Raw genomic sequence first — 24,115 nt, forward strand, 5'->3', positions numbered from 1 at the left:
GAAGGAGAATGAATGTCTTTTAAATCAGGTTTTGTAGCGATTCTAGGTCGTCCGAATGTTGGAAAATCGACCTTTTTAAATCATGTTATGGGGCAAAAAATTGCCATCATGAGTGATAAAGCGCAAACGACACGAAATAAAATTATGGGGATTTATACGACCCCAGAGGAACAAATCGTCTTTATTGATACCCCTGGTATTCACAAGCCTAAAACGGCTTTGGGGGATTTCATGGTCGATGCAGCTTACTCAACCCTTCGTGAGGTGGATACCGTCCTCTTTATGGTGCCAGCTGATGAGCCTCGCGGTAAGGGGGATGATATGATTATGGAACGCCTAAAACAGGCTAAGGTTCCTGTGATTCTAGTTGTGAATAAATTGGATAAAGTGAATCCTGAACAACTGTTGGATCAAATCCAGGACTTCAAGGATCAGATGGACTTCAAGGAAATTATTCCGATTTCGGCCCTTCAAGGGAACAATGTGTCCCACTTGATTGATGTCCTGTCCGAAAACCTTGAAGAGGGAGTGCAATACTTTCCAGAGGACATGATTACAGACCACCCAGAGCGTTTCCTTGTATCTGAGATGATTCGTGAAAAAGTGCTTCATTTGACACGAGAGGAAGTTCCTCATTCGATTGCGGTGGTGGTTGACAGCATGAAGCGCGATGAGGAGACAGATAAAATTCACATCCAGGCTACCATTATGGTAGAACGCTCCAGTCAGAAGGGGATCGTGATTGGTAAGGGCGGAGCTATGCTCAAGAAAATTGGAACCCTAGCCCGGAAGGATATCGAAACCATGTTAGGTGATAAGGTCTTCTTAGAAACCTGGGTTAAAGTGAAGAAAAATTGGCGAGATAAGAAATTGGATTTGGCCGATTTTGGTTATAACGAAAAGGAATACTAATGCCAGAATTACCTGAAGTAGAGACCGTTCGCCGCGGTCTTTCTCCATTGTTACGAGGGAAAGTCATTTCCCAAGTGATCATCCTTTATCCACCTATGGTACGGACTGGAGCTGATGCTTTAGCACATGACTTGCTAGGACAGGAAATTCAAGATGTCCAGAGACGGGGCAAGTACCTCATTTTTGATTTGGGGCAACATGTTCTTTTGTCTCATCTGCGGATGGAAGGGAAGTTTTTCTTTCAAGAAGTAGCTCAAGAACCCTTGAAACACCAGCATGTTCTGATTGATTTTGAAGATGGTTCTCGTTTGGTTTATCAGGACGTTCGGAAGTTTGGAACCTTGGACTATTTACCCAAGGCAGATTTAGCAGCCTATTTTCAGTCCAAGAAACTAGGTCCAGAACCAGTTGAAGAAACCTTTCTTCTTAAGGAATTTCGAGAGGGATTAGGGAAGTCGCGAAAACCTGTGAAGCCTCTCCTTTTAGAGCAGCGGCTGGTAGCTGGTTTAGGGAATATCTATGTGGATGAGGTTTTATGGAAGGCTAGGATTCATCCCACGCGCCCGGCTTCGAGCTTATCAGCTCAAAAAGCTGGCCAACTTCGCCAGGCTATTATTGAAACCTTGGCTGAGGGAGTGGCTCGCGGTGGTTCGACGATCCGTACTTATAAAAATGCTTTTGGGCAGGCAGGGACCATGCAGGAAACCCTGAAAGTCTATGGTCAGGAAGGTCAGCCCTGTGCTCGTTGTGGACATTCAATTGAAAAAATCAAAGTTGGAGGAAGGGGGACACATGTTTGTCCCCGGTGTCAAAAATGATGAAATCCAAGATCATAGGTTTAACGGGCGGTATTGCTTCTGGCAAAAGCCAAGTCACCTACTATTTACGGAAACTGGGATACAAGGTAGTGGATGCTGATCAAGTGGTTCATGAATTACAGGCTCCCGGTGGTGCTCTTTATCAGCTTCTAGTGGATTACTTAGGCGATGGGGTTTTAGAAGAGTCAGGAGAGTTGAATCGCTCCCTACTAGCTCAACGTTTTTTCTCGGATGCGGATTTGCGTGCTTGGTCTAAGCGGGAGCAAGGGCGCGTGATTCGAGAGGCTTTGGCAGCTGAATGGGAGCAGGCTCAGAAGTCTGGGCAGGTGGTCTTTTTTGACATTCCGCTTTTGTTCGAGGAGGATTACGTGGACTGGTTCGATGCGATTTGGCTGGTCGATGTGGATGAGGCTACCCAGCTAGAGCGCCTGATGCGGCGGAATAATTTGTCTGAGCGTGAAGCCCATAAGCGTTTGGCTAGTCAGTGGTCTTTGGAACAGAAAAGGCCTTTAGCCAGTCTTATCCTAGACAATCGTGGCAGTCTTGGACAACTTCACCAGCAAATTGATCAGGCCTTGTCTGATTTGAGGGAAGGTTTTTAACCGATAAATGAGAGAATATGAGAATTAAAATTCAATTACGCTGTCAATCTTGTGGTAGTCAAAATTATATCAGTAGTAAGAATCCTCAATCGCATCCAGATCGGATTGAGGTGCTCAAGTATTGTCCAAAGGAGCGTAAGGTAACCACTCATCAGGAAATGAAGTGAGGTCTTTGGTTTACAAGTTGAGGAAACTATGCTAATATAGAAGGGATTTGAAGGAGTTTGGCAATGTTTCAATTATTATTAACTGTATTTTTAGTCCTATCTGTTATTTTGGTCATGGTCATCTTTATGCAACCAACCAAGAATCAATCTTCAAACGTTTTTGATTCGAGTGCAGGTGACCTGTTTGAACGCACAAAAGCTCGGGGATTCGAGGCAGTTATGCAGCGGACAACTGCTGTGCTAGTCTTTTTCTGGCTAGCGATTGCTTTGGTTTTAGCCGTGTTATCAAGTATTTAGTACGTAACAAATTTCAAAATCGGAAGACTCGAAAAATTTCAAAAAAATGGCTAGGAAAGCCGACGATGATTGAACTAAAGTTCATCAAGGAGGCTTGACAAAGTTAGGTTTTGAAATTTAAAGAGTATTAGCATTTAGGGCGAGTTGGAGCAAGATCACACAGGTCTTGCGAGCAACCGCCCTTTTTTGAGAGGTATAAATGAGAGAAGAAATCCTGGCCCTATTGAAAGAGTCTGGGCCAATGTCAGTGGATCAGTTAGGAGATTCCTTGGGAATGAAAAGCGCCAAGGGTTTTACGAATCTGGTCAAAGAAATATCCCGTTTAGAAGGACAGGGGAAATTGTCCTTCACGGATGAGGGAACAGTGGCTTTGAGAGAAGTGAAGAAAAAGCCGGAGGTTCCTAAACTCGAAGGAGTTTTCCATGCCCATAAAACAGGCTTTGGTTTTGTGACGGTTGATGAGGCCGAGCCAGATGTTTTTATCGGTCGTGATTTTGTCAATCAGGCGATTGATGGAGATCGGGTTCAGGTGGAAATCCTCAAAGTTGCGGATCGTATGAAAGGGTCTTCTGCGGAAGGGAAAATTGTCGATGTTCTGGAACGTTCGATAACCCGAGTCGTTGGGAAGGTTGTTTTGGAAGAAGGCAAGTCTAAGTATCCGGCCTATGTTCGTTCCCGTAATCAAAAAATTCAACAGCCGATTTATATTCAAAAAGGCGATTTCCAGTTAGAAGGTACAGAAGTGGTAAAGCTGGAAATCCAGCAGTACCCAAGTAAAAAGCAGAATTATTTTCTTGCAGAATTAGTGGAAATCGTTGGTCATGTAGATGACACAGGAATCGATGTGTTAGAGGTTTTGGAATCTTTGGATATTGTCTCTGCTTTCCCTGAGGCTGTGTTAGCAGAAGCGGAGGCGATTCCTGATGCTCCGAGTGCCAAAGATATGGAAGGGCGACTAGATCTTCGTTCAGAATTGACCTTTACCATTGATGGTGCAGATGCTAAAGATTTAGATGATGCCGTTCACATCAAACGTCTGGAAGGCGGCAATTTTGAATTGGGAGTTCATATTGCGGATGTTTCTTACTATGTGAAGGAAGGGTCTGCTTTGGACAAGGAAGCTCTGGAGCGTGGAACTTCCGTCTATGTGACGGACCGTGTTGTTCCCATGCTACCGGAACGTCTGTCCAATGGAATTTGTTCCCTAAATCCGCAAGTGGATCGGCTGACCCAATCGGCTATTATGGAGATTGACCGTCGAGGCAAAGTCGTGCGGTATCAGATGGCTGAAACAGTTATTAAAACGACCCAACGGATGACCTACTCAGATGTTAACGCCATCATTGCTGGGCAAGAAGAGGTGATTCAAGCTTATCCAGAATTACTAGAATCTGTGGAGGCTATGGTTGACCTGCACAGGATCTTGGAGCAGATGCGGATTGATCGTGGAGCACTTAACTTTGATACCAACGAGGCAAAAATCTTAGTCAATGCTAAAGGGAAGCCGTTAGATATTGTTTTGCGTCAACGAGGCTTGGCAGAGCGAATGATTGAGTCCTTTATGTTGGTCGCCAATGAGACCGTTGCGGAGCATTTCTACCGCAAGGATTTGCCTTTTATCTATCGGATTCACGAAGATCCAAAAGCAGAGAAACTACAGAAATTTATCGATTTCACATCCAGTTTTGGCTTACGAGTTTATGGAACGGCTTCCAAGATGACTCAGGCATCGCTTCAGGATATCATGGCTGCTGCTAAGGGAGAGGTCTACGAAGAAGTTTTATCTATGATGCTCTTGCGGAGCATGCAGCAGGCCCGTTATTCGGAGCATAATCATGATGGGCACTACGGCTTGGCTGCTCCTTTCTATACCCACTTTACCAGTCCGATTCGGCGCTATCCAGATTTGATGGTCCACCGGATGATGCGGGACTATCGGAAGAGTGCTGAGAAAGCAGGGCATTTCCAAGAAATATTGCCGGCCATTGCCAGTCAGTCTTCTAATCGCGAACGCCGCGCCATTGACGCGGAACGTTTTGTGGAATCTATGAAGAAGGCAGAATTTATGTCGGACTTTGTGGGACAAGAATTTGATGGGGTGATTGCCTCGGTCGTAAAATTCGGACTCTTTGTCGAGCTCCCGAATACGGTAGAAGGTCTCATTCACGTGACCAACCTACCTGAGTTTTACCATTTCGATGAACGGACACTATCCCTGCGTGGTGAACGCACCGGGACAACCTTTAGAGTGGGGCAACTTATTCGCATTCGCGTTGAACGGGCCGATAAGGAAACTGGAGAAATCGATTTTGCCTACCTAGCTGGCGGTGAGGTGGAGAAGAAGTCCTCCCGTTCTAAACGCTCGCGAGGCGAGCGCAAGAAAAAGCGGGAACAGTCCCAACCATTTTACAAAAAACAAGTCAAAAAAGGAGGTCGTCATGGCCAAAGGAGAGGGAAAGGTCGTCGCTCAAAATAAGAAAGCACGCCACGACTATACCATCGTTGATACCATCGAAGCGGGTATGGTTTTGACTGGAACGGAAATCAAAAGCGTTCGGGCGGCCCGGATTACGCTGAAAGATGGTTTTGCGCAAATTAAAAATGGCGAGGTTTGGTTAAGCAATGTTCATATTGCCCCTTACGAGGAAGGCAATATCTGGAACCAAGATCCAGAACGCCGTCGTAAGCTTCTACTCCATAAGAAGCAGATTCGGAAGTTGGAACAGGATACCAAGGGGACTGGCATGACACTAGTCCCTCTGAAGGTTTATTTGAAGGACGGCTACGCCAAATTATTGCTGGGTCTGGCTAAAGGGAAAAAAGATTATGACAAGCGGGAATCCATTAAACGCCGTGAGCAAAATCGTGATATTGATCGGCAGATGAAGAGCTTTAACCACCGATAGGAGGTAAATATGCAAATTTCTAATCGTTTCAGCATCGGTGTCCATATCTTGGTTCTGGTAGCACGCCAAAATGAAGAAGACATTCTGACAAGTGAAACCTTGGCTGGAAGTGTCGCTGTGAATCCTGTCATTGTTCGTAAGGTCATGTCCCAACTTCGTCAAGCTGATTTGATTCAAACCAAGCAAGGCATGGCGGGTATGGAGCTCGGACGCCAACCTGAAGAAATCACCTTATTTGATATTTACCAAGCAACAGGGGGAATTGGAGCGGACAAGCTATTTCGCTATCATGATATGCCCAATCCCCAATGTGAGGTTGGCCGGACCATTCATGGCGTCCTGGATTATCACCTCGATGAAGTGAAGACTGCTATGGAAGCGCCCTTGAAGCAGCAAACCTTAGCTGATATCCTTGAAACGAGCCAAGGAAAAATAGATAGCCGTGAAAACCAATCCTGAGGGGTTGGTTTTTTGTATTAGAGAGAACAGTATGTATAAATTTTGGGTTTAGGAGCTTGTTATTTTGTTCCTTGATTTAAAGTCATAAAAAGAGTAGAAGGCTGATAAAGCGGTTTCAATTATCAGATGAATTCTAACTGTTTTTTCCATTATTCAACTTTTTTTCTTAAATTACGTATAAATCGTTGACAAATCATCTGATGAATATTAGGATAATAGTAAAGAAAGCGTTTTCGAATATTCCAAATTGTCTTAGGAGGTTTATGACTATGGAAAAAAGAGTCGATAAGCGGATTGAGGATGTGACCTACAATAGAGCTAAGTTCTGGCAAATTCTATTGTTTTCATTGAATAACGCCTCTACCAATATTTATTTGATGGCTTTTACTTTTGTCACCTATTTGTCAACGGGCGTATTAGGGCTAACAGCTCTTTTTGTCAGTCAATTAATGGGTTATGTACGGATTTTCGATGGTTTTATTGATCCGACTATTGGAGTTTTAATTGATAAAACAGATACCAAGTTTGGGAAATATCGTCCAATTCTAGTTTTAGGAAATGTAATTACAGCAATTTACTTGGTTTTGATGTTGGGTTTACAGAACTTAGATGAAGGAATTAGAATGCCTTTATTTTTAGTGATTCTGATTATTCATAAGATTGGTTATTCACTGCAACAAACCATTACAAAAGCTGGACAAGTCGCATTGACCAATGATCCTAAGCAGCGTCCTATCTTTAATATGATTGATGGAATTGCAACAACACTGCTTTTCACAGGAAGTCAAATTTTTATTTCTGGAAGTATGGTTCCAAGACACGGTGGTTTTACGGCTAGCTTCTTTACAGAACTTTTTCTTGGGGTCATTATTATTTCTGCAATCTTGGCAATCTTAGCTATTGTTGGTATTTGGGAAAAAGATAACAAGAAATACTTTGGATTGGGTGATAAGACCCAAGAAACTAGTCTTAAAGATTACTGGAAAGTTATCAAGGGAAACCAGCCTCTTAAAGTTTTGTCCATTTCCGCAGCATTTGTTAAATTTGTGAGTCAATTGTTTGGAGATTCAGTATTAGTGGTGATGCTTTATGGTATTCTTTTTGGTGATTATGCCTTATCTGGTCAGATGTCACTATTATTGATTCTCCCTGGTATTTTGGTGAACTTGGGTGCTGCACAAATTGCGCGGCGAAAAGGGCTACGATTTGCTTATGTAACCGCTCTTCAGGTAGGAATACTTGGTCTTGTAGGCTTAGCCTATTTCCTCTTTAGAGCTGAACCTGGAGTGTTGAGTTTGACATCGTTGAACTTGTTTACAATAGGAATTTTTATAACCTATACTCTTGGTCGTTATGCTTTTAGTGCTCCATCTGGCTTGGTACTTACAATGGGAGCTGACATTACTGACTATGAGACATCTGTCTCTGGTCGTTATTTGTCAGGGATGATTGGAACCATTTTCTCACTAACAGATTCAATCGCATCTTCTTTTGCGCCGATGGTGATTGGATTTGTATTAGCTGGTATCGGATTTGGAAAAGAATATCCAACTGTGGAAACAGCTTATTCTACAGACTTGAAAATGGCAACAATTATTTTAATGATTGTCATTCCTGTGGTAACACTTAGCTTCTCACTTTTCCTCATGAAATTTTATAACCTTGATCAAGAAGAAATGGCTCGAATTCAAGAGAAAATTCATGTGATGAAAGCTGCAAAGGATGAAGAACGAGTTATGGCGATTGCCAAAAATGTACCACTAACAGATATGGACTATGTGGATGTCAAGCAATATAAAGTCGATCAATACGATGAAAAGTAATGACTTTTTGGATTCGGAAAAGCTTAGCAATGCTGAGCTTTTCTACTAGAAAGGGGGATCTATGAAGAAAGTCTTATCGATAGGGGAGGTACTGATGCGCCTTTCACCGCCTCATTATCAAACTCTACAACAGACTGGGATGTTCGATATTCAGTTTGGCGGTTCGGAATTAAACGTACTTACGGTGTTGCGTCAATTAGGCCATGAAGTGGAGTTACTGACAGGCTTACCAGAAAATGAATTAGGCCATATGGCAGAACAGTCATTACTCTCACAACGGATTGGTCAGAATTATCTAGTACGAAAGCCTGGCCGTATGGGACTCTACTATTATCAAAAAGGATATTCTATACGCCCCAGTCGAATCATTTATGATCGAGAAACTAGTGTTTTTAGTCAGTTGAATAAGCTTGACTTTAACTTAGATACCGTTTTTGATCAAGTAGATTGGTTTCATGTTAGTGGAATTACGATTGCTCTCAGTTCTCAGGTTGCTGAATTAACCCTACACTTGATGAGGCAAGCTAAGGCCCTCCATATTCCTATATCGCTTGATCTGAATTATCGGGAGCATTTGTGGAATTCTTTTCAGGAAGCACGGGACTTGTTAGCGGATTTTGTAGAATTAGCAGATGTTTGTTTTGGCTTGGAGCCTATTCATTTAGGAAGTGACAGTGGGGAAGACTTGAAAGATCTTTTGGGATTTAAACGGCCTTACAAAGATAAAAAACTATTACTCCAAGTTCTGAATGAAATTTCCCAAGTCTATGATCTTAGAAGTATTGCTTTTACTGAGCGAGAACAAACCTATAACAATGCTTATTGCCTTAGAGGATATCTTTATGAAGAAGGACAGATCTATGAGAGTCCTAAAAAACAAATTCAAGTTTTAGATCGTGTAGGTAGTGGGGATGCTTTCACTGCGGGTATTTTACACGGATATCTTGAAAATAGAATTCCAACAGAGATATTAGAAATCGGAATGGCTAGTTTTGTTTGGAAACATACTATTGAGGGCGATTTATCCCAATTTAGTTCGCAAGAGCTTCAAGCAATGCTTAGAGAAGATTCGTTTGAAATAAAACGATAGTGAGGAGAGTAATATGTTGTATCCAATTGGAAATAAATATCGTGGACTGACCAGTTTAAACGGTATATGGAAATTTAAACAAGGTGAGAATAACGTGAGTTTGCCGATGGAGTCTGATGAGGTTATGGCAGTCCCATCTTCCTTTAATGACATTGTTGTGAATCAGAAGCAACGTGATTTTATTGGTGATAATTGGTATGAGTGTCAGATCTATTTGCCACAAGTAGCAGAATACGAAGAACTTTTGATTCGATTTGGATCGGTAACCCATACAGCCAAAGTGTACATTGAAGGAGAGTTGGTTGGAGAACACAAAGGTGGTTTTACTCCATTTGAAGTAGTAATACCAGAACAATACTATCATCAAGAAACAGCACGTTTAACAGTGGTTGCTAATAATGTGTTGGACTACACAACCCTGCCTGTAGGAAATTATTTTGAGGAAACTGATGAAAACGGAGAGGTGCATAAAAAGGTTAAGGAAAATTTTGATTTTTTCAATTATGCAGGTATTCATCGGTCTGTCTATTTATACAAGGTTCCTAAAAATAGAATTAGGGATATTACAGTTGTTACAGACTTGTCGGAAGATTTAAATCAAGCGGAAATTCGGGTAGAAGTTCAGGTGAAAGGAACTGCAAAACAACTGAACATTATTCTTTTAGACCAAGAAGGGCAAGTGATCGGTGTTTTCAATGAAGATAAGATTGTGGTTGAAAATCCACGTTTGTGGGAGGTTTTGGATGCTTACCTCTATGCTGTTAAGGTGGAATTAATTGAAAATGGTCAGGTAATTGATACTTATACAGAGTCCTTCGGGGTCCGTAAGATTGATATTTCCAATGGACAATTTTTGATTAACAACAAACCATTCTATTTTAAAGGATTTGGTAAACATGAAGATACTTTCATAAACGGTCGAGGTTTAAATGAAGCCGCTAATTTGATGGATTTAAATTTACTAAAAGTCCTTGGTGCTAATTCTTTTCGTACTTCTCACTATCCTTATTCAGAAGAAATGATGCGATTGGCAGATCGAATGGGTGTTGTTGTGATTGATGAAGTTCCAGCTGTTGGACTTTTTCAATCGTTTAGTGCAGCCCTTGATTTAATGGCTGAAAAAGAAGAGCCGCAAAATACTTGGGAAGTCATGCAAACAAAAGATGCCCATGAGCAAGTGATTGATGAATTGATTGCACGGGATAAAAATCATCCGTCGGTTGTTATGTGGGTTGTTGCCAATGAGCCAGCCTCACATGATTTAGGAGCACGTGATTATTTTGCTCCTTTAATTAAAAGAATGAAAGAGGCAGATCCTGCACATCGGCCAGTGACTTTGGTCAATATTATGACAGCCACGCCGGATAAAGACGAAGTCATGGATCTAGTGGATGTTGTCTCTCTTAATCGTTATTATGGTTGGTATGTTGCGCATGGTGATTTAAGCAATGGAGAAAAAGGACTTCGTAGAGAGTTGGAGCAATGGCAAAACCTCTATCCTAAAAAGCCAATTTTAATCACAGAGTATGGTGCAGATACTTTACCAGGACTACATTCCATGTGGGATATTCCTTATACTGAGGAGTTTCAGGCTGCTTATTATGAAATGAATCATCGGGTTTTTGATGCTATTCCAAATGTGGTAGGAGAACAAGTTTGGAATTTTGCTGATTTTGAAACGAATGTTGCTTTATTCCGTATTCAAGGAAATCATAAAGGATTGTTCTCTAGAAATCGTCAACCAAAGCAAATTGTAAAAGAGGTACAAAGACGTTGGTCAAGTATTCCCCACTACAACTATAAGAAAAAATAGTCTATAATCAATCTGTAGGATAAAATATAGCAGGAGGGATCTATGGCCAAGCCATTAGTAGAACAAACTACAGATAAATTATTAGAGTTGATTCGTGCGAGAGATTATCAGGTGGGGGATAGGCTACCAAATGAGTATGAACTTGCTAAAGATTTAGAAGTTGGACGTTCCACCGTTAGAGAAGCGGTGAGAAGTCTAGCTGGTCGAAATATATTAGAAGTAAGACAAGGATCGGGAACTTATATAAGTTCTAAAAAAGGAGTGGTAGAAGATCCTTTGGGATTTTCACTTGTTCGTGACCGTATGAAGCTGACAACAGATCTTTTTGAGCTTCGTTATTTATTGGAGCCTAGGATTGCTGAGAGAGTTGCGCAATTCGCCACCGATGAGGATATTAAACGATTAGAGAACATCGTTATTGAAATTGAAGAGGCAATTGAGGCTGATGATAACCGACATTTGGAGCTAGATGTAGAATTTCACTGTATGTTAGCCGAGATGTGTGGAAACATTGCTATGACAACTTTGATGCCAGTAATCAATCAATCCATTCATTTGATTAATGAGAATTACACAAGTCGTCAGATGAAAGAGGGTAGTATTTTGGCTCACCGTTCTATTCTCAGGTCCATCCAAAATAGGCATCCAATTGGAGCTTACGATAGTATGATGGCTCATATAGTATCAGTACGTCAGACTGTTTTTAGTGATTGGAATGAGAAAAATGAAGCAATTCAAGGAATTGAAAAATAATTATGTGATTCTGATTTGATACAAATACACCTAGTGTTTATTTTACTGGGTGTATTTTTTTTGCACTAAAAAGCATTAAACCCCTTGACAATTCATCTGATGATTTATATACTAATGGTAGATGAATGCGTTACCAATTAGGAGGAGCTCATGATTGAATTGATAAAACAAAATTATTATTTTGCAGTTATACGCGGAAAAGATGAGGATGAAGCCAAGGAAATTGCGAGGCAATCGATTTTAGGAGGTATTCGTAATATAGAGATTACTTATTCAACGCCAAATGCAAATCAAGTAATTGCTGATTTAGTTCAGGAGTTCTCAGATGATTTACAAGTTGTTGTTGGAGCTGGTACTGTAATGAGTACAGATTTGGCTTATCAAGCTATTGAAGCGGGAGCGGCATTTCTTGTGAGTCCGCATTTCGATCCAGATATTCAAGTTATAGCACAAGAAAAAGGAATCTATTATTTCCCGGGTTGTGGAACAGTTACAGAGGTTGTTCGAGCAGATCGAGCAGGATGCCCAATTATCAAACTTTTCCCAGGAGGTGTCTTAGGTTCAGGGTTTATTAAAGATATTCATGGACCAATTCCTGATGTAAATATCATGCCCTCTGGTGGGGTTTCTATAGATAATGTAGCTCAATGGCGACAAGCGGGAGCCTGTGCTATCGGAATTGGTTCAGCTCTAGTAAAACGACTAGACCAGGATGGTTTTGATAGTATACGAGAAATCGCAGCAGATTTTGTAGCGGCAGGAGGTATTTAAAATGTCTTTCTTTGATGAAAACTTCATGTTAAAAAATAGTTCCGCTATTCAACTTTATCAATCTATTAAGAAATTACCAATATATGATTTTCATTGTCATTTGGATCCTCGAGAAATTTTTGAAGATAAGGTGTATGACGATATTGTAGATTTATGGTTGGGAGGAGACCATTACAAATGGCGTCTAATGCGTGCTAACGGCATTTCAGAATATTATATTACTGGTGAGGCATCAAATCTTGACAAATTTATAGCCTGGGCCAGTACTTTAGAGGTAGCCTATGGAAATCCTCTTTACCATTGGAGTCATTTGGAATTGCGAAATGTCTTTGGGATTAATGAGCTTCTAACTAAAGATAATGCGGAAGAGATGTATGATCGATTAAATTCATTTATCCAAGAGAAGTCTATTAGCCCTCGTAAGCTCATCGCAGAATCAAATGTTGAATTTATTGGGACTACAGATGGTCCTCTAGACTCACTGGAATGGCATCAAAAGCTTTCTGAAGATGCAAGTTTCGATACTATTGTTGCACCTACGTTTCGTCCAGATCAAGCATTTGTGGAGCATCAGGAATTTGCGAAGTTTACAGCTCGGTTAGAGGAAATGTCTGGAAAAATGATCCATTCCTATACGGATTTCATTAGTGCGATGGGAGAACGTATCGCTTTCTTTGCCAAACAAGGATGTCGAGCTAGTGATATTAGTTTTTTAAAGATTGTTTACCGACCTGTGGATACGGCTGATTTGAATCAGATTTTAGCTGCTGCCCGTGAAGGGAATGAGCTGAGCCAGGAGGCAATCGAAGCTTGGCAAACAGCATTGTTTAGGGATTTGTGTCGTTTTTATAAACAATATGATTTTGTTACGCAGGTACATTTTGGAGCCTTACGTAATAATCATTCTTACTTAGCGCAAAAACTTGGGGCAGACGTAGGAGTCGATTCTATGGGAGATCAAATAAATTTAGCTTTTCAACTAAATCGTATTTTGGATGACCTAGTACAAGAAGAGGCTTTACCTAAGATGATTTGGTACAATTTGAATCCGAATTATAATCACGTGTTGGCGAACACATTGGCGAATTTCCAAGCAAATGAAAAGGGGCAGGCTGCACAATTACAGCTTGGAGCTGGTTGGTGGTTTAATGATACACGCCAAGGGATGATTCAACAGATGGATGCCTATGCTGAACAGGGGATTCTAGCTCACTTTGTAGGAATGTTGACAGATTCACGTAGTTTCTTATCCTATCAGCGCCACGACTATTTCAGAAGGATTCTTGCTTCCTATATAGGGCATTGGGTTGAAGAAGGCGAGGTACCAGAAGATTATCCACGTTTAGAACAGCTAGTTAAAGCGATTGCCTTTAATAATGCTCAGGCGTTTTTTAGAAAATAAGGAGTGACACTATGAAAATGTCTTTTCGTTGGTATGGAGAAAAGGATCCAGTATCGTTAGAAGAAATTAAAGCAATTCCTGGTATGCAAGGGATTGTCACAGCTGTATATGATGTACCTGTAGGACAGGCTTGGCCACTGGAAAAAATTCTAAAATTAAAGGAAAAAGTCGAAGCAGCTGGTCTTGAAATTACCGTTATTGAATCTATTCCTGTTCATGAAGATATTAAGCAGGGAAAAAGCAATCGTGATGAATTAATAGAGAACTACAAAACTTCTATTCGAAATGTAGGACAGGCTGGTATCCCTGTTGTCTGTTATAATTTCATGCCTGTCTTTGATTGGACGCGCTCAGATTTGTATCATCCCCTACCTGATGGAACGACTTCTTTAGCATTTTTAAAATCAGATTTAGAGGGAGTTGATCCAGTTGCAGATGATTTAAATTTACCAGGCTGGGATTCCTCTTATTCTAAGGATGAGATGAAGGCCATCATTGAGAATTACAGACAAAATATTTCAGAAGAAGATTTATGGGCTAATTTAGACTATTTTATTAAGGCTATCTTGCCGACAGCTGAAAAGGCAGGTGTGAAAATGGCTATTCATCCAGATGACCCACCGTATGGAATCTTCGGATTACCAAGAATTATCACAGGACAAAAAGCAGTGGAACGTTTCCTAGGTCTATATGATTCCGAATACAATGGAATGACTATGTGCGTAGGTTCTTATGCTTCTGATCCATCTAATGATGTACTTGCGATGATGGAGTATGCCCTTCAACGGAATCGTATTAATTTTATGCACACGAGAAATGTCACAGCTGGTAATTGGGGATTCCAAGAGACTGCACATTTATCACAAGCTGGGGATATCGATATGAATGCAGTGATTAAATTACTAGTAGACCATGACTGGCAGGGAGCGCTTCGACCAGATCATGGTCGTCGAATCTGGGGTGACCAGACTAAGACACCAGGCTATGGTCTATACGATCGAGCTCTCGGTGCCACCTATTTTAATGGTCTTTATGAAGCGAATATGAGGGCGGCTGGTAAAATACCTGATTTTGGAATTGTAGTAAAAACTGTTGGGAATAAGGAGGAGTAGCTTATGGTAAAAGTAATTGATTTCAAAGATAAAGTAGTCGTGGTTACGGGAGCAGGAGGAGTTCTTTGTGGGTACTTGGCTACTGAATTTGCTAAAGCAGGAGCCAAGGTTGCTCTATTAGACTTGAATCAACAAGCTGCTCAAACTTATGTAGATCAAATTTTGGAAGCGGGTGGTCATGCCAAGGCTTATGAATCAAATGTTTTAGATAAGGCAAATTTAGAACAAGTACGTAAAGCTATTCTGGCTGATTTTGGTGCAGTAGATATTTTAGTGAATGGAGCCGGAGGCAATAATCCAAAAGCGACTACCGATAATGAATTTCATGAAGTAGGTTTACCTGAGGATACTAAAAGTTTCTTTGACTTAGACGAAGCTGGAATTAGTTTTGTCTTCAATCTTAATTATTTGGGAACACTTTTACCAACACAAGTTTTTGCCAAGGATATGATAGGCCGACCTGGAGCTAATATTATCAATATTTCCAGTATGAATGCTTTCACCCCTTTAACGAAGATTCCGGCTTATTCTGGCGCTAAGGCTGCTATCAGTAATTTTACGCAATGGCTTGCAGTTCATTTTTCAAAAGTGGGGATTCGTTGCAATGCCATTGCACCAGGATTCTTGGTAACAAATCAAAATCGTACTTTGTTGTTCGATAACGAAGGTCAGCCAACAGCTCGTGCTCATAAAATTTTGAATAATACGCCAATGGGACGTTTTGGTGAGGCGGAAGAACTAGTTGGCGGAGTATTTTTCTTAGCTGATGAAAATTTGTCTAGTTTTGTTAATGGTGTTGTACTGCCAATTGATGGTGGATTTTCAGCCTATTCTGGAGTCTAGTATGGAAAAGAATGTTATTTATTGTGTTGATTCTGATGGCTGTGCCATGGATACAATGACTTACAAACATCAATTATTTTTTGGTCCATTAGCTGCAGAAGTATTTGAAGTAGATAATCGTGAAGACTTTCTGAGAGAATGGAATCGTGTGAATCTTTTCTCGATTAGTAGAGGGATTAATCGTTTTGTTGGATTAGTCCGAGGATTGGAATATGCCGGTATTTCTAATATTTCAGCATTAAAAAAGTGGGTGGAAGAGACAGATTCACTTTCCAATGCTTCGTTAGAAAAAACATTGCAAAACCATCTAGCGGAAGATCTAAACAAAGCATTGGATTGGTCACTACGGGTGAATCAGGCGATTAAAGCCTATGAAGGCCCTATTCTAGCTTTTCCAGGAGTGAGGGAATGCTTCGAACAGATGAGACAATTTGGTGAAATCGTCGTTGTTTCCTCGGCTAATAAAGAAGCTGTAATGGAGGAATGGGAAGCACAGGGGTTACTGCAGTATGTATCAGAAGTTTTTTGCCAGGATCGTGGATTGAAATCGGATATTATTGCATCTTTGATGGGTGAAGGAGCAATAAATAATCGAATTCTAATGATTGGTGACTCAGTAGGTGATCTAGAGGCTGCCAAAAATAACGAAGTAGCTTTTTATCCTATTATGGTGGGAAAAGAAGAGGAATCATGGGAGCAACTGAGGGAACAGGTGGCATCTGCTTTTGCAAGAGGGGACTACTCTGCAGAAATGGAACAAGAACAAATCCAAAGATTCTGGAAAAACCTTGATTCCTAGAAAGGAAAATGAGATGGTACATAAAGTTGATTTACGAAAAAAACCTTATAACTTGGATGATGACGCTATCGCTTGGGTTGAGAATACCATCCAATCCATGACTTTGGATGAAAAAATCGGGCAACTCTTTGTGAATATGGGAAGTGAGAGAACTGAAGAGTATTTAACTAGTGTTCTGAATGACTATAAAATTGCTGCAGTTCGCTACAACAAAGGGACTGCGAGCGAGGTTTGGGAACAGAATTATATTCTTCAGACTAAATCTAAGATTCCTCTTTTGATAGCAGCAAATACAGAAGCAGGAGGCGATGGTGCTGTAACAGATGGAACCAAAATTGGAGATGAGGTTAAAATTGCTGCGGCTAATAATCCCCAATATGCTTATCAAATGGGAAAAGTTGCGGGCATTGAAGCAGGAGCAGTTGGTTGTAATGTTTCTTTTGCACCAATCATGGATCTCAGTCGCAATTGGAGGAATCCAATTATTGCAAATCGAACTTGGGGAGCGAATGTTGAACAAGTCATAGAACTTTCAAAAGAGTATATGAAAGGGATTATGGAAGAGGGGATTTTACCCTTTGCGAAACATTTCCCTGGAGATGGAATTGATGAGCGAGACCATCATCTTTCCTTTGCATCTAATCCAATGTCAAAAGCTGAGTGGATGGATAGTTTTGGTCGAATCTATCGTGAGATGGCGGAATCGGGCCTTCCTGGAATTATGGCTGGGCATATTCATTTACCACGTGTAGAACTAGAGATGCATCCAGACCGTTCTGTGGATGAGTTGCTTCCAGCTTCACTAAATAAGACATTACTTGATGAATTACTCCGAGGTGAGCTGGGGTATAATGGGGCTATTGTAACCGATGCTAGTCACATGGTAGCCATGACTTCTTCTATGTCACGACGTGAACTACTTCCGACAGCTATTGAAGCTGGATGTGACCTTTTCTTATTTTTCAATGATCCAGATGAAGATTTGACATGGATGAAGCAAGGTTATGAGGAGGGGCTTTTATCAGAAGAACGTCTTCTCGATGCTCTTCGTCGGACTTTAGGATTAAAAGCTAAACTGGGACTCCATCTCTATGAAGGTCGTCGCCAGGAAATTCTCCCTTCAAAAGAGGAAGCCATGAAACGTATCGGTCTACCTGAAGCACACGAATTAGCTAAAGAAGTTGCGGACAATTCAATCACCCTTGTTAAAGCAAAAGAAGACGGGATTTTTCCTGTAAAGCCAAATCACTATAAGCGAATTTTACTGGTAGATGTCGAAGGCTATAAAGGTGGGTTTGGTGCTATGATTAATGCTGGAAAAAAACGTGCATCTGACTACTTAAAAGAATTACTGGAAATGCGTGGTCATGAGGTAAGCATTTGGGAAAACACGGAAGAACGTATCAATAAATTACCTGTTGAACAAAGACCCGCTGCGATGGCTAATGTCTATGCTTCCAAACGTAAAATTGCAGATATCACAAATCATTATGATTTAATTATTAATTTAGTTGATGTTAATTCGGGAGGGACGACACAACGGATTATTTGGCCTGCGGCTAAAGGAACTCCAGATCAACCCTTCTATGTTCACGAAATTCCTACAATTCTGGTTTCGCTTCAACATCCATTTGCATTGGCAGATATGCCTCAAGTAGGAACGTATATCAATGCATATGATAGTCTTCCTGTTACACTAGAAGCACTAGTTGAAAAGTTAGCTGGTGAATCAGAGTTTACAGGTGTATCTCCAGTAGATGCTTATTGTGGTTTTTTGGATACCCAAATCTGGAGAAAGCCATAAGAATTCATTGAGTCACTTTAATTTTTTTCGTAAGAGTCTCGCTTGATTTCGAGACTCTTTTCTATTCCAGAATATCTGAAGCATCAAATTTTTTATACTTATTGCATTTTAAAATCTGTCTTTGTCAAGCCTCGTTGATGAACTTATTGATTGCGTGTTTTCATGCCTTATCCTTAATATTCAAAGTGAATTCACTAACTAAAATAGGAAGGTTGGGACAAAAGTCTCAACCTCGAACGATTATCATCGGCTTTCCTCGTCATTTTTTTGAAATTCCGCAAGTATTCTGATGTTGAAATTAGTTAAGTATAAGCAAAAAAACCGCTTGATTCTAAGGATTCAAGCGGTTTTGGTATTCTTCAATAATGGCTTCTTTTTTAGCTTTGCTGAGTTTTTTGAATTGGGCTTCGGCTTTGAGGGCCTGACTTTTGTCAGGGTAGGTTTGGGTATAGACCAGGGTTACCGGGCCTTTGGCACGTGTGTACTTTGCACCCTTGCCGTCGTTATGTTGTTTGATTCGCCGTTCCAGATTATTGGTGTAACCAGTATAGAGGCTGTTGTCCCGGCAACGTACGACATAGATGCAGTCTTTATTGGCGTCCATAAATCTCTTGAATCTCCAGACGATAGGATCCGTCATCCTCATGAATATAGAGAGGAGGGAAGATTTTTAGCCCATCCGTTGAGCCATCTTTAATCGCCTCAATTAAGATCATATTGGCCTCGCGGTTTTCTTTAGGGTAAATAAATTGAAGGCGCTTGGGTGCTAATTTAAAAGCCTGCAGTGTATTTAAAATGTCTAGTAAGCGATCGGGGCGATGGACCATAGCCAGTCTACCATTGGATTTGAGAATCTTTTGGGCGACTGCACAAATCTCCTCCAGGTTGGTTGTAATTTCATGACGGGCTAAGAGGTAGTGGGGGCTAAGGTTCTTGTTAGAGGTTTCACTAGCTTTGAAATAAGGTGGGTTACAAAGGATTAAATCTACCTGACTAGGGGGTAACTGTTGAGGGAGCTCCTTTAAATCCATATTCCAAACCTGAACCTGCTGGTCTAAGTTATTGAGGGTCACAGAACGTTGGGCCATATCTGCTAGGCGCTCCTGGATTTCCACTAAAAGAATATCCGCCTTGGTATGCTGACTAGCAAAGAGTCCCACAGCTCCGTTTCCAGCACAGAGGTCCACAATTTTGCCCTTTTTAGGGAGTTTTGGGAAACGAGACAGAAGGACACTGTCGATCGAATAAGAAAAAACTTCTCGATTTTGGATAATTTTTACCGGGCTCGTGAACAACTGATCTAGCCGTTCCCCCGGACGTAATTCAATTTCACTCATAGAACCATTATAGCATTTTGCTCAAAAATAAGGACAGCTCTGAGAAATGCTGTCCTATCTTAAATGATAAAAGGAAGGACTAGTTTTGTCACAGATAAGGTTTTTCTTTATTGACTGGACTTTTTAATTCTATTTTTCTTTGAAAATTTCTGACAATAGGTGTAGAATAATCTTGGAAGTAAAGTAGAGGTCTTATTCATCCTTATCGGCAATGATTTCTTGAACTATCCGACTTTTTATAGCGTTTATGAACGCTCTCTGGTCTACCTGGAGTCTGGAGATCGAAAAAAGGAGGTCAAGATGACAAATGCTGAAAAAATACCTGACGTCAATACAGATAATTTCAAGAAATTGAAAACGACGTTCATCCAAACAAGAAAAGGAGATTGTGGAGTATGACCCTACAAGATGGCTATTCAAAATCTGAAGTCGATTTAAAACTGGATAAAATCGAATCGGATATGCACCATGGATTTGAAAATGTGAAATTACGCTTCCAACATTTGGAGGAAGAAATAGATAGGCGCTTTGAACAAGTGGATAAGCGTTTTGAACAAGTGGATAAGCGTTTTGAACAAGTGGATAAACGCTTTGAACAAATAGACAGGCGCTTTGAACAAATTGAAGATCATTTGATAAAAATTGACAATCGTTTTATACAAATTGATGGCCGCTTCAATCATTTGGAAAAGCGCTTTGACCAATTCCAAGAACAAACACTCACTGTGATTGGGCAATTGGATCAGAGTTGGGATTTGAAGTTAGAAAACTATTTTTACAAGTATGATGAGAAAAGAAGAAAGGATCAGAAAGTCTTCATTCGTTGGTTGATTGGATTTGGATTCATGTTCCTGATTTCAGTTCTCTCTAACATCATCTCTACACATTTTTAATGTAGCTAAAACTAGTTTATACTCAATGAAAATCAAAAATTAAACTAGGAAGTGAGCCGCAGACAGTACTAGGGTACGGCAAGGCGAAACTGACAATGGTTAAATTTGTTTTTCAAAGAGTATTAATGAAAAAGTGAACCCTAGTTTGTCTCTCCTAGTTAGGAGTCTCGGGTTCACTTTTTTTATAGTTCAGTCAGTCTAAATTTCCTGATACTCAACTTCCAATGCTCGTTGAACGGCTGGACGCTGGGCGATTTTGTCAGTCCAAGCTTGGAGATTCTTGTACTCTTGGACATTAAGGAAGATGCCGGCTTTATCCCAAATCTTGTCTTGGGCGAGACGACCGTACCAGGACCAGATGGCCATATCCGCAATGGTGTAAGTATCGCCGGCAATATAGGGTTTCGTTGCGAGCTCCTTGTCTAGAAGGTCTAGCTGGCGTTTCGCTTCCATGGCAAAACGATTAATGGCGTATTCAATCTTTTCAGGAGCGTAGTGGAAGAAATGACCAAATCCTCCTCCCAGGAAGGGAGCAGCCCCTGTTTGCCAGAAGAGCCAGTTGAGAACTTCATTGCGTTCTGCAGGGTCACTTGGGAGGAAGTGATTGAATTTTTCAGCTAGGTAAAGGAGGATATTTGCGGACTCGAAAATCCGAACTGGCTTGTCACCAGAGAGATCTAGAAGCGCTGGAATTTTAGAGTTGGGGTTGATGGCTACAAAGTCGGAACCGAATTGATCCCCGTCTCCAATTTTAATACGAAAAGCATCATAATCTGCTGCAGTGACTCCAAGTTCTCGTAACTCTTCAAACATAATCAGTGGTTTGATTCCATTTGGAGTTGAAAGGGAGTAGAGTTGGAAAGGTTTGTCACCTCGTGGCAATGTTTGTTCAAAACGACTTCCAGCTGTTGGCTGATTAAGGCCGCCCCAGGCTCCACCCATTGCGGCAGGGTTTTCCCAGATTTCTGGTAGTTTGTATTTTGACATAATGGACTCCTTGTTTCATTTGCTACCGTTATCCTAGCAAATTCAACCAAGCTTTTCAAGTTTTTGCTACAGTTAAAAAAGCTGAGACAAAGGTCTCAGCTTGAAGTTTAGGCTCTTCATCTAGGCTGTTGCCATCATCTCTTTGGGATAATAGCGCTTGGAGAAGAGAATGAAGATTAGGGTAAAGATTGCTGCAAGCACTAGGTAGACTGGCCAAGTATTGGCTGTGAGAGTGCCGATATGCAAGAGTCCTTTGAGGAAGTAGGCGGAGAGGAAGAATCCTCCTACTGACCAGAGTATCAAGCCCACGCGCCATAGGTTGAGTGGGAGGCAGGCCCGGATAACGGCTAGGAATGAAATGGTTCCGAGTAAGTAGTAGGAGAGAGTGCCGATTTCCATACTTGACCAACCGGCAATACTTCCATAAATTTGACTAAAGAGCACTGATACAATAATCATCAAGGCGTTTGGAAGAGCTAGGAACATGGACTTCTTGAGGAAGTGAGGCTCTACTGGTTTGATGTTGCGTTCGAAAGTCAAAACAAATGGTGGGAATCCTTCGACGAATTGATCGACCAAGGTAATTTGGATTGGGATAAATGGGAAAATCATGATCCAATCTGCCCGGAAGAAGAGGACAGTGGCCATACAGATGATACTTAAGATGAAGGAGTAGATTGTTTTAATAAAGAAGATTGGTGCAATCTTACCGATATTATTCACAACCCGGCGACCTTCAAAGAGGATCTCAGGTACATCGTTAAAGTCAGAGTTCAAAAGTACTAAATTGGCAATTTGTCGAGTTGCCGGATCCCCTTCAGCCATCACAATGGACACGTCAGCTTCGCGAAGGGCAAGAATATCATTTACGCCATCTCCAGTCATGGCAGTGGTGTGTCCTGCTGTCTTAAGGGTTTGGATAATCAAGCGTTTTTGGTGAGGGGAAACTCGTCCAAAGATTGCTGTAGTAGGAACTGCCGCTTCTAATTCTTCATCTGTGACTTTAGAGCAGTCTAAGTATTGATCGTAGTTGTGGAAACCAGCCTTAGCAGCAACATTCGAAACAGTGACAGGGTTGTCCCCAGAAATGATTTTGAGGTCAACGTTTTGAGAACGAAGGTATTCCAGCGTTTCTGCAGCACCTTCACGAACCGGATCGGAGATTTCTAAAATCGTCAAAGTCTCGAGGTTATCTGGCAGAGAAGGGTGTTCCAAGTTGATAGGGTCTGGGCTCCATGCGAAGGCTAGGACACGAGAACCACGTTTTTGAGCAGCTTGAATAAAGTCAGTTGTTCCATTTACTAAGAAGTCTGTTGCTCCGAGGTAGAAACTGCCTTTCTGTTCAAATTGGATGGCTCCCCATTTTCGATCACTGGAGAAAGGGATAACAGCTGCCAAGACTGCTTCCGTCTCTGGTTGTGAAACAAAGTTGCGGATGGCACGCGCTGTTGGATTTTTATCCTCGGAATGGCTCATGTAGTGCGCCAAGTTTTCCAAGATGGCTTCCTTGGATAAATCTGTGGAAAGGACTTCTAAATCTTCAACGGTCATTTTCCCTTCCGTAATGGTTCCTGTTTTGTCTAAACACAGGGTGTCCACTCGGGCTAGCGTTTCCACAGAGTACATTTCCTGAACCAAAACCTTACGCATTCCTAGCTTGATAACAGCTGTTAGCAGGGAGGTGATGGTCAAGAGGGCAATCCCTTTTGGCAGCATACCCAAGAGAGCTGTGGAGGTATTAACCACTGAATCTTTTAACGGAAGCATTTTCATGACAAAGGCTTCAAAGAAGAGAATCAAACCGAAGGGGATAATGATTTTTCCGGTAAAATTGGCGATTTTGTTCAATTCGGAGAGTATCTTAGAGTTGATGGGTTTAACTACTTTGGCTTCGGTCATCAACTTGGCAGCATAGTTGTCGGCACCGACCCGAACAATCTGTGCTTGAACCTGACCGGATGCAAGGAAGGACCCGGAAAGCAACTCGTCATCGATATTCTTAGGAACAAGATCGCTTTCACCCGTCAGCATGGCTTCATTGGCTTCAGCCATTCCCGAGATCACCTGAGCGTCACTAGGAACTTGCTCACCAGCGGCTAGTAGAATCACGTCGTCTAGCACGAGTTCTTCAGAATCTACTGCGATTAATTGGCCGTCACGGTAAACCTGCACCTGCTCTTTATTGAGCAGATTGAGTTTATCGATCATGTGCTTGGCCCGAAGTTCGGTCACAATTCCGGAAAAGGCGTTAAAGCAGATAACCGCGAAAAAGACTAGGTTGGTCCAGGCCTGAACCAACATCAGGGCGACCGCAATCGCAAAGTTGAGGGCATTAAACAGGGTGAAGACATTTCGCTTCACAATGTCCCAGGTGCTGGTCGAAGCATCGGCGTTAAATTGGTTGACCTCATTGCGTGCAAGGCGCTCGTCAACCTGGGCTTGTGTTAGCCCAATCAATTGTTCTTTCTTATCCATATCTCTTATCTTATCAGATTTGTTTTAAAAATACTATTTGCGTGCTGAAAAA

The 24,115-nt window shown here is 41.3% G+C and carries 23 protein-coding genes; 19 read left to right on the forward strand and 4 right to left on the reverse strand.

What is annotated here, in order from left to right:
* Window positions 1-12: 12 nt before the first annotated feature.
* From era to I1A59_RS00720, 18 genes are all read left to right on the forward strand, one after another.
* Window positions 13-912: a GTPase Era gene (era, locus tag I1A59_RS00635; protein WP_196090895.1), complete on the forward strand. Its 900-nt coding sequence runs from the start codon at window positions 13-15 to the stop codon at window positions 910-912.
* Window positions 912-1,730 carry a DNA-formamidopyrimidine glycosylase gene (mutM, locus tag I1A59_RS00640; RefSeq protein WP_196090896.1) on the forward strand — a complete coding sequence of 273 codons (819 nt, stop codon included), beginning with the start codon at window positions 912-914 and terminating at the stop codon, window positions 1,728-1,730. Before era ends, mutM begins: the two co-directional genes overlap by 1 nt.
* Entirely contained in the window at window positions 1,727-2,332 is a 606-nt protein-coding gene (coaE, locus tag I1A59_RS00645) for a dephospho-CoA kinase (RefSeq protein WP_247644745.1), read from the forward strand. The genes mutM and coaE overlap by 4 nt, the downstream gene beginning before the upstream one ends.
* A 17-nt stretch (window positions 2,333-2,349) precedes the next feature.
* Window positions 2,350-2,499, forward strand: a complete 150-nt coding sequence (gene rpmG, locus I1A59_RS00650) for a 50S ribosomal protein L33 (RefSeq protein ID WP_196090897.1) — start codon at window positions 2,350-2,352, stop codon at window positions 2,497-2,499.
* Between the two features lie 63 nt (window positions 2,500-2,562).
* On the forward strand, window positions 2,563-2,796 hold the full coding sequence (gene secG, locus I1A59_RS00655; RefSeq protein ID WP_196090898.1) for a preprotein translocase subunit SecG: 234 nt from the start codon (window positions 2,563-2,565) through the stop codon (window positions 2,794-2,796).
* Between the two features lie 199 nt (window positions 2,797-2,995).
* Window positions 2,996-5,272, forward strand: a complete 2,277-nt coding sequence (rnr, locus tag I1A59_RS00660; RefSeq protein ID WP_196090899.1) for a ribonuclease R — start codon at window positions 2,996-2,998, stop codon at window positions 5,270-5,272.
* Entirely contained in the window at window positions 5,235-5,702 is a 468-nt protein-coding gene (gene smpB / locus I1A59_RS00665) for an SsrA-binding protein SmpB (RefSeq protein ID WP_196090900.1), read from the forward strand. Before rnr ends, smpB begins: the two co-directional genes overlap by 38 nt.
* 9 nt (window positions 5,703-5,711) lie before the next feature.
* Window positions 5,712-6,161: an Rrf2 family transcriptional regulator gene (locus tag I1A59_RS00670; protein ID WP_196090901.1), complete on the forward strand. Its 450-nt coding sequence runs from the start codon at window positions 5,712-5,714 to the stop codon at window positions 6,159-6,161.
* Between the two features lie 269 nt (window positions 6,162-6,430).
* Entirely contained in the window at window positions 6,431-7,984 is a 1,554-nt protein-coding gene (locus I1A59_RS00675) for an MFS transporter (protein ID WP_196090902.1), read from the forward strand.
* Window positions 7,985-8,045: 61 nt separating this feature from the next.
* A complete protein-coding gene (locus tag I1A59_RS00680) occupies window positions 8,046-9,074 on the forward strand; it encodes a sugar kinase (protein ID WP_196090903.1) in 1,029 nt (342 codons plus the stop codon).
* A gap of 13 nt (window positions 9,075-9,087) precedes the next feature.
* Complete coding sequence (gene uidA / locus I1A59_RS00685) at window positions 9,088-10,887, forward strand: beta-glucuronidase (protein WP_196090904.1); 1,800 nt, start codon at window positions 9,088-9,090, stop codon at window positions 10,885-10,887.
* A gap of 42 nt (window positions 10,888-10,929) precedes the next feature.
* Window positions 10,930-11,640, forward strand: a complete 711-nt coding sequence (locus I1A59_RS00690; protein ID WP_196090905.1) for an FCD domain-containing protein — start codon at window positions 10,930-10,932, stop codon at window positions 11,638-11,640.
* A gap of 150 nt (window positions 11,641-11,790) precedes the next feature.
* Window positions 11,791-12,411 carry a bifunctional 4-hydroxy-2-oxoglutarate aldolase/2-dehydro-3-deoxy-phosphogluconate aldolase gene (gene eda, locus I1A59_RS00695; RefSeq protein ID WP_196090906.1) on the forward strand — a complete coding sequence of 207 codons (621 nt, stop codon included), beginning with the start codon at window positions 11,791-11,793 and terminating at the stop codon, window positions 12,409-12,411.
* 1 nt (window position 12,412) lies between these two features.
* On the forward strand, window positions 12,413-13,813 hold the full coding sequence (uxaC, locus tag I1A59_RS00700; RefSeq protein WP_196090907.1) for a glucuronate isomerase: 1,401 nt from the start codon (window positions 12,413-12,415) through the stop codon (window positions 13,811-13,813).
* A gap of 11 nt (window positions 13,814-13,824) precedes the next feature.
* Complete coding sequence (locus I1A59_RS00705; protein WP_196090908.1) at window positions 13,825-14,925, forward strand: mannonate dehydratase; 1,101 nt, start codon at window positions 13,825-13,827, stop codon at window positions 14,923-14,925.
* Between the two features lie 3 nt (window positions 14,926-14,928).
* Window positions 14,929-15,768: an SDR family oxidoreductase gene (locus tag I1A59_RS00710; RefSeq protein WP_196090909.1), complete on the forward strand. Its 840-nt coding sequence runs from the start codon at window positions 14,929-14,931 to the stop codon at window positions 15,766-15,768.
* A 1-nt stretch (window position 15,769) separates the two neighbouring features.
* Window positions 15,770-16,567, forward strand: a complete 798-nt coding sequence (locus I1A59_RS00715; protein WP_196090910.1) for an HAD hydrolase-like protein — start codon at window positions 15,770-15,772, stop codon at window positions 16,565-16,567.
* 13 nt (window positions 16,568-16,580) lie between these two features.
* The gene (locus tag I1A59_RS00720; RefSeq protein ID WP_196090911.1) at window positions 16,581-18,371 is read left to right on the forward strand and encodes a glycoside hydrolase family 3 N-terminal domain-containing protein; all 1,791 of its coding nucleotides are present in this window, start codon (window positions 16,581-16,583) and stop codon (window positions 18,369-18,371) included.
* A 331-nt stretch (window positions 18,372-18,702) separates the two neighbouring features.
* Here the strand turns inward: I1A59_RS00720 and I1A59_RS00725 are convergent, their stop codons facing one another.
* Together I1A59_RS00725 and I1A59_RS00730 are read right to left on the reverse strand one after the other, a co-directional pair.
* Window positions 18,703-18,975, reverse strand: a complete 273-nt coding sequence (locus tag I1A59_RS00725) for a GIY-YIG nuclease family protein (RefSeq protein ID WP_196090912.1) — start codon at window positions 18,973-18,975, stop codon at window positions 18,703-18,705.
* Window positions 18,962-19,708 carry a tRNA1(Val) (adenine(37)-N6)-methyltransferase gene (locus I1A59_RS00730; RefSeq protein ID WP_196090913.1) on the reverse strand — a complete coding sequence of 249 codons (747 nt, stop codon included), beginning with the start codon at window positions 19,706-19,708 and terminating at the stop codon, window positions 18,962-18,964. The genes I1A59_RS00725 and I1A59_RS00730 overlap by 14 nt, the downstream gene beginning before the upstream one ends.
* Before the next feature lie 395 nt (window positions 19,709-20,103).
* Between I1A59_RS00730 and I1A59_RS00735 the strand changes: the two genes are divergently transcribed.
* A complete protein-coding gene (locus tag I1A59_RS00735; protein WP_196090914.1) occupies window positions 20,104-20,601 on the forward strand; it encodes a hypothetical protein in 498 nt (165 codons plus the stop codon).
* 198 nt (window positions 20,602-20,799) lie between these two features.
* Here I1A59_RS00735 and yghU read toward each other — a convergent pair whose 3' ends face one another.
* Window positions 20,800-21,588: a glutathione-dependent disulfide-bond oxidoreductase gene (gene yghU / locus I1A59_RS00740; RefSeq protein WP_196090915.1), complete on the reverse strand. Its 789-nt coding sequence runs from the start codon at window positions 21,586-21,588 to the stop codon at window positions 20,800-20,802.
* 120 nt (window positions 21,589-21,708) lie between these two features.
* Complete coding sequence (locus I1A59_RS00745) at window positions 21,709-24,063, reverse strand: HAD-IC family P-type ATPase (RefSeq protein WP_196090916.1); 2,355 nt, start codon at window positions 24,061-24,063, stop codon at window positions 21,709-21,711.
* Between the last annotated feature and the right edge of the window lie 52 nt (window positions 24,064-24,115).

The organism is Streptococcus sp. NLN76 (assembly GCF_015686645.1).
Taxonomy (GTDB): Bacteria; Bacillota; Bacilli; order Lactobacillales; family Streptococcaceae; genus Streptococcus.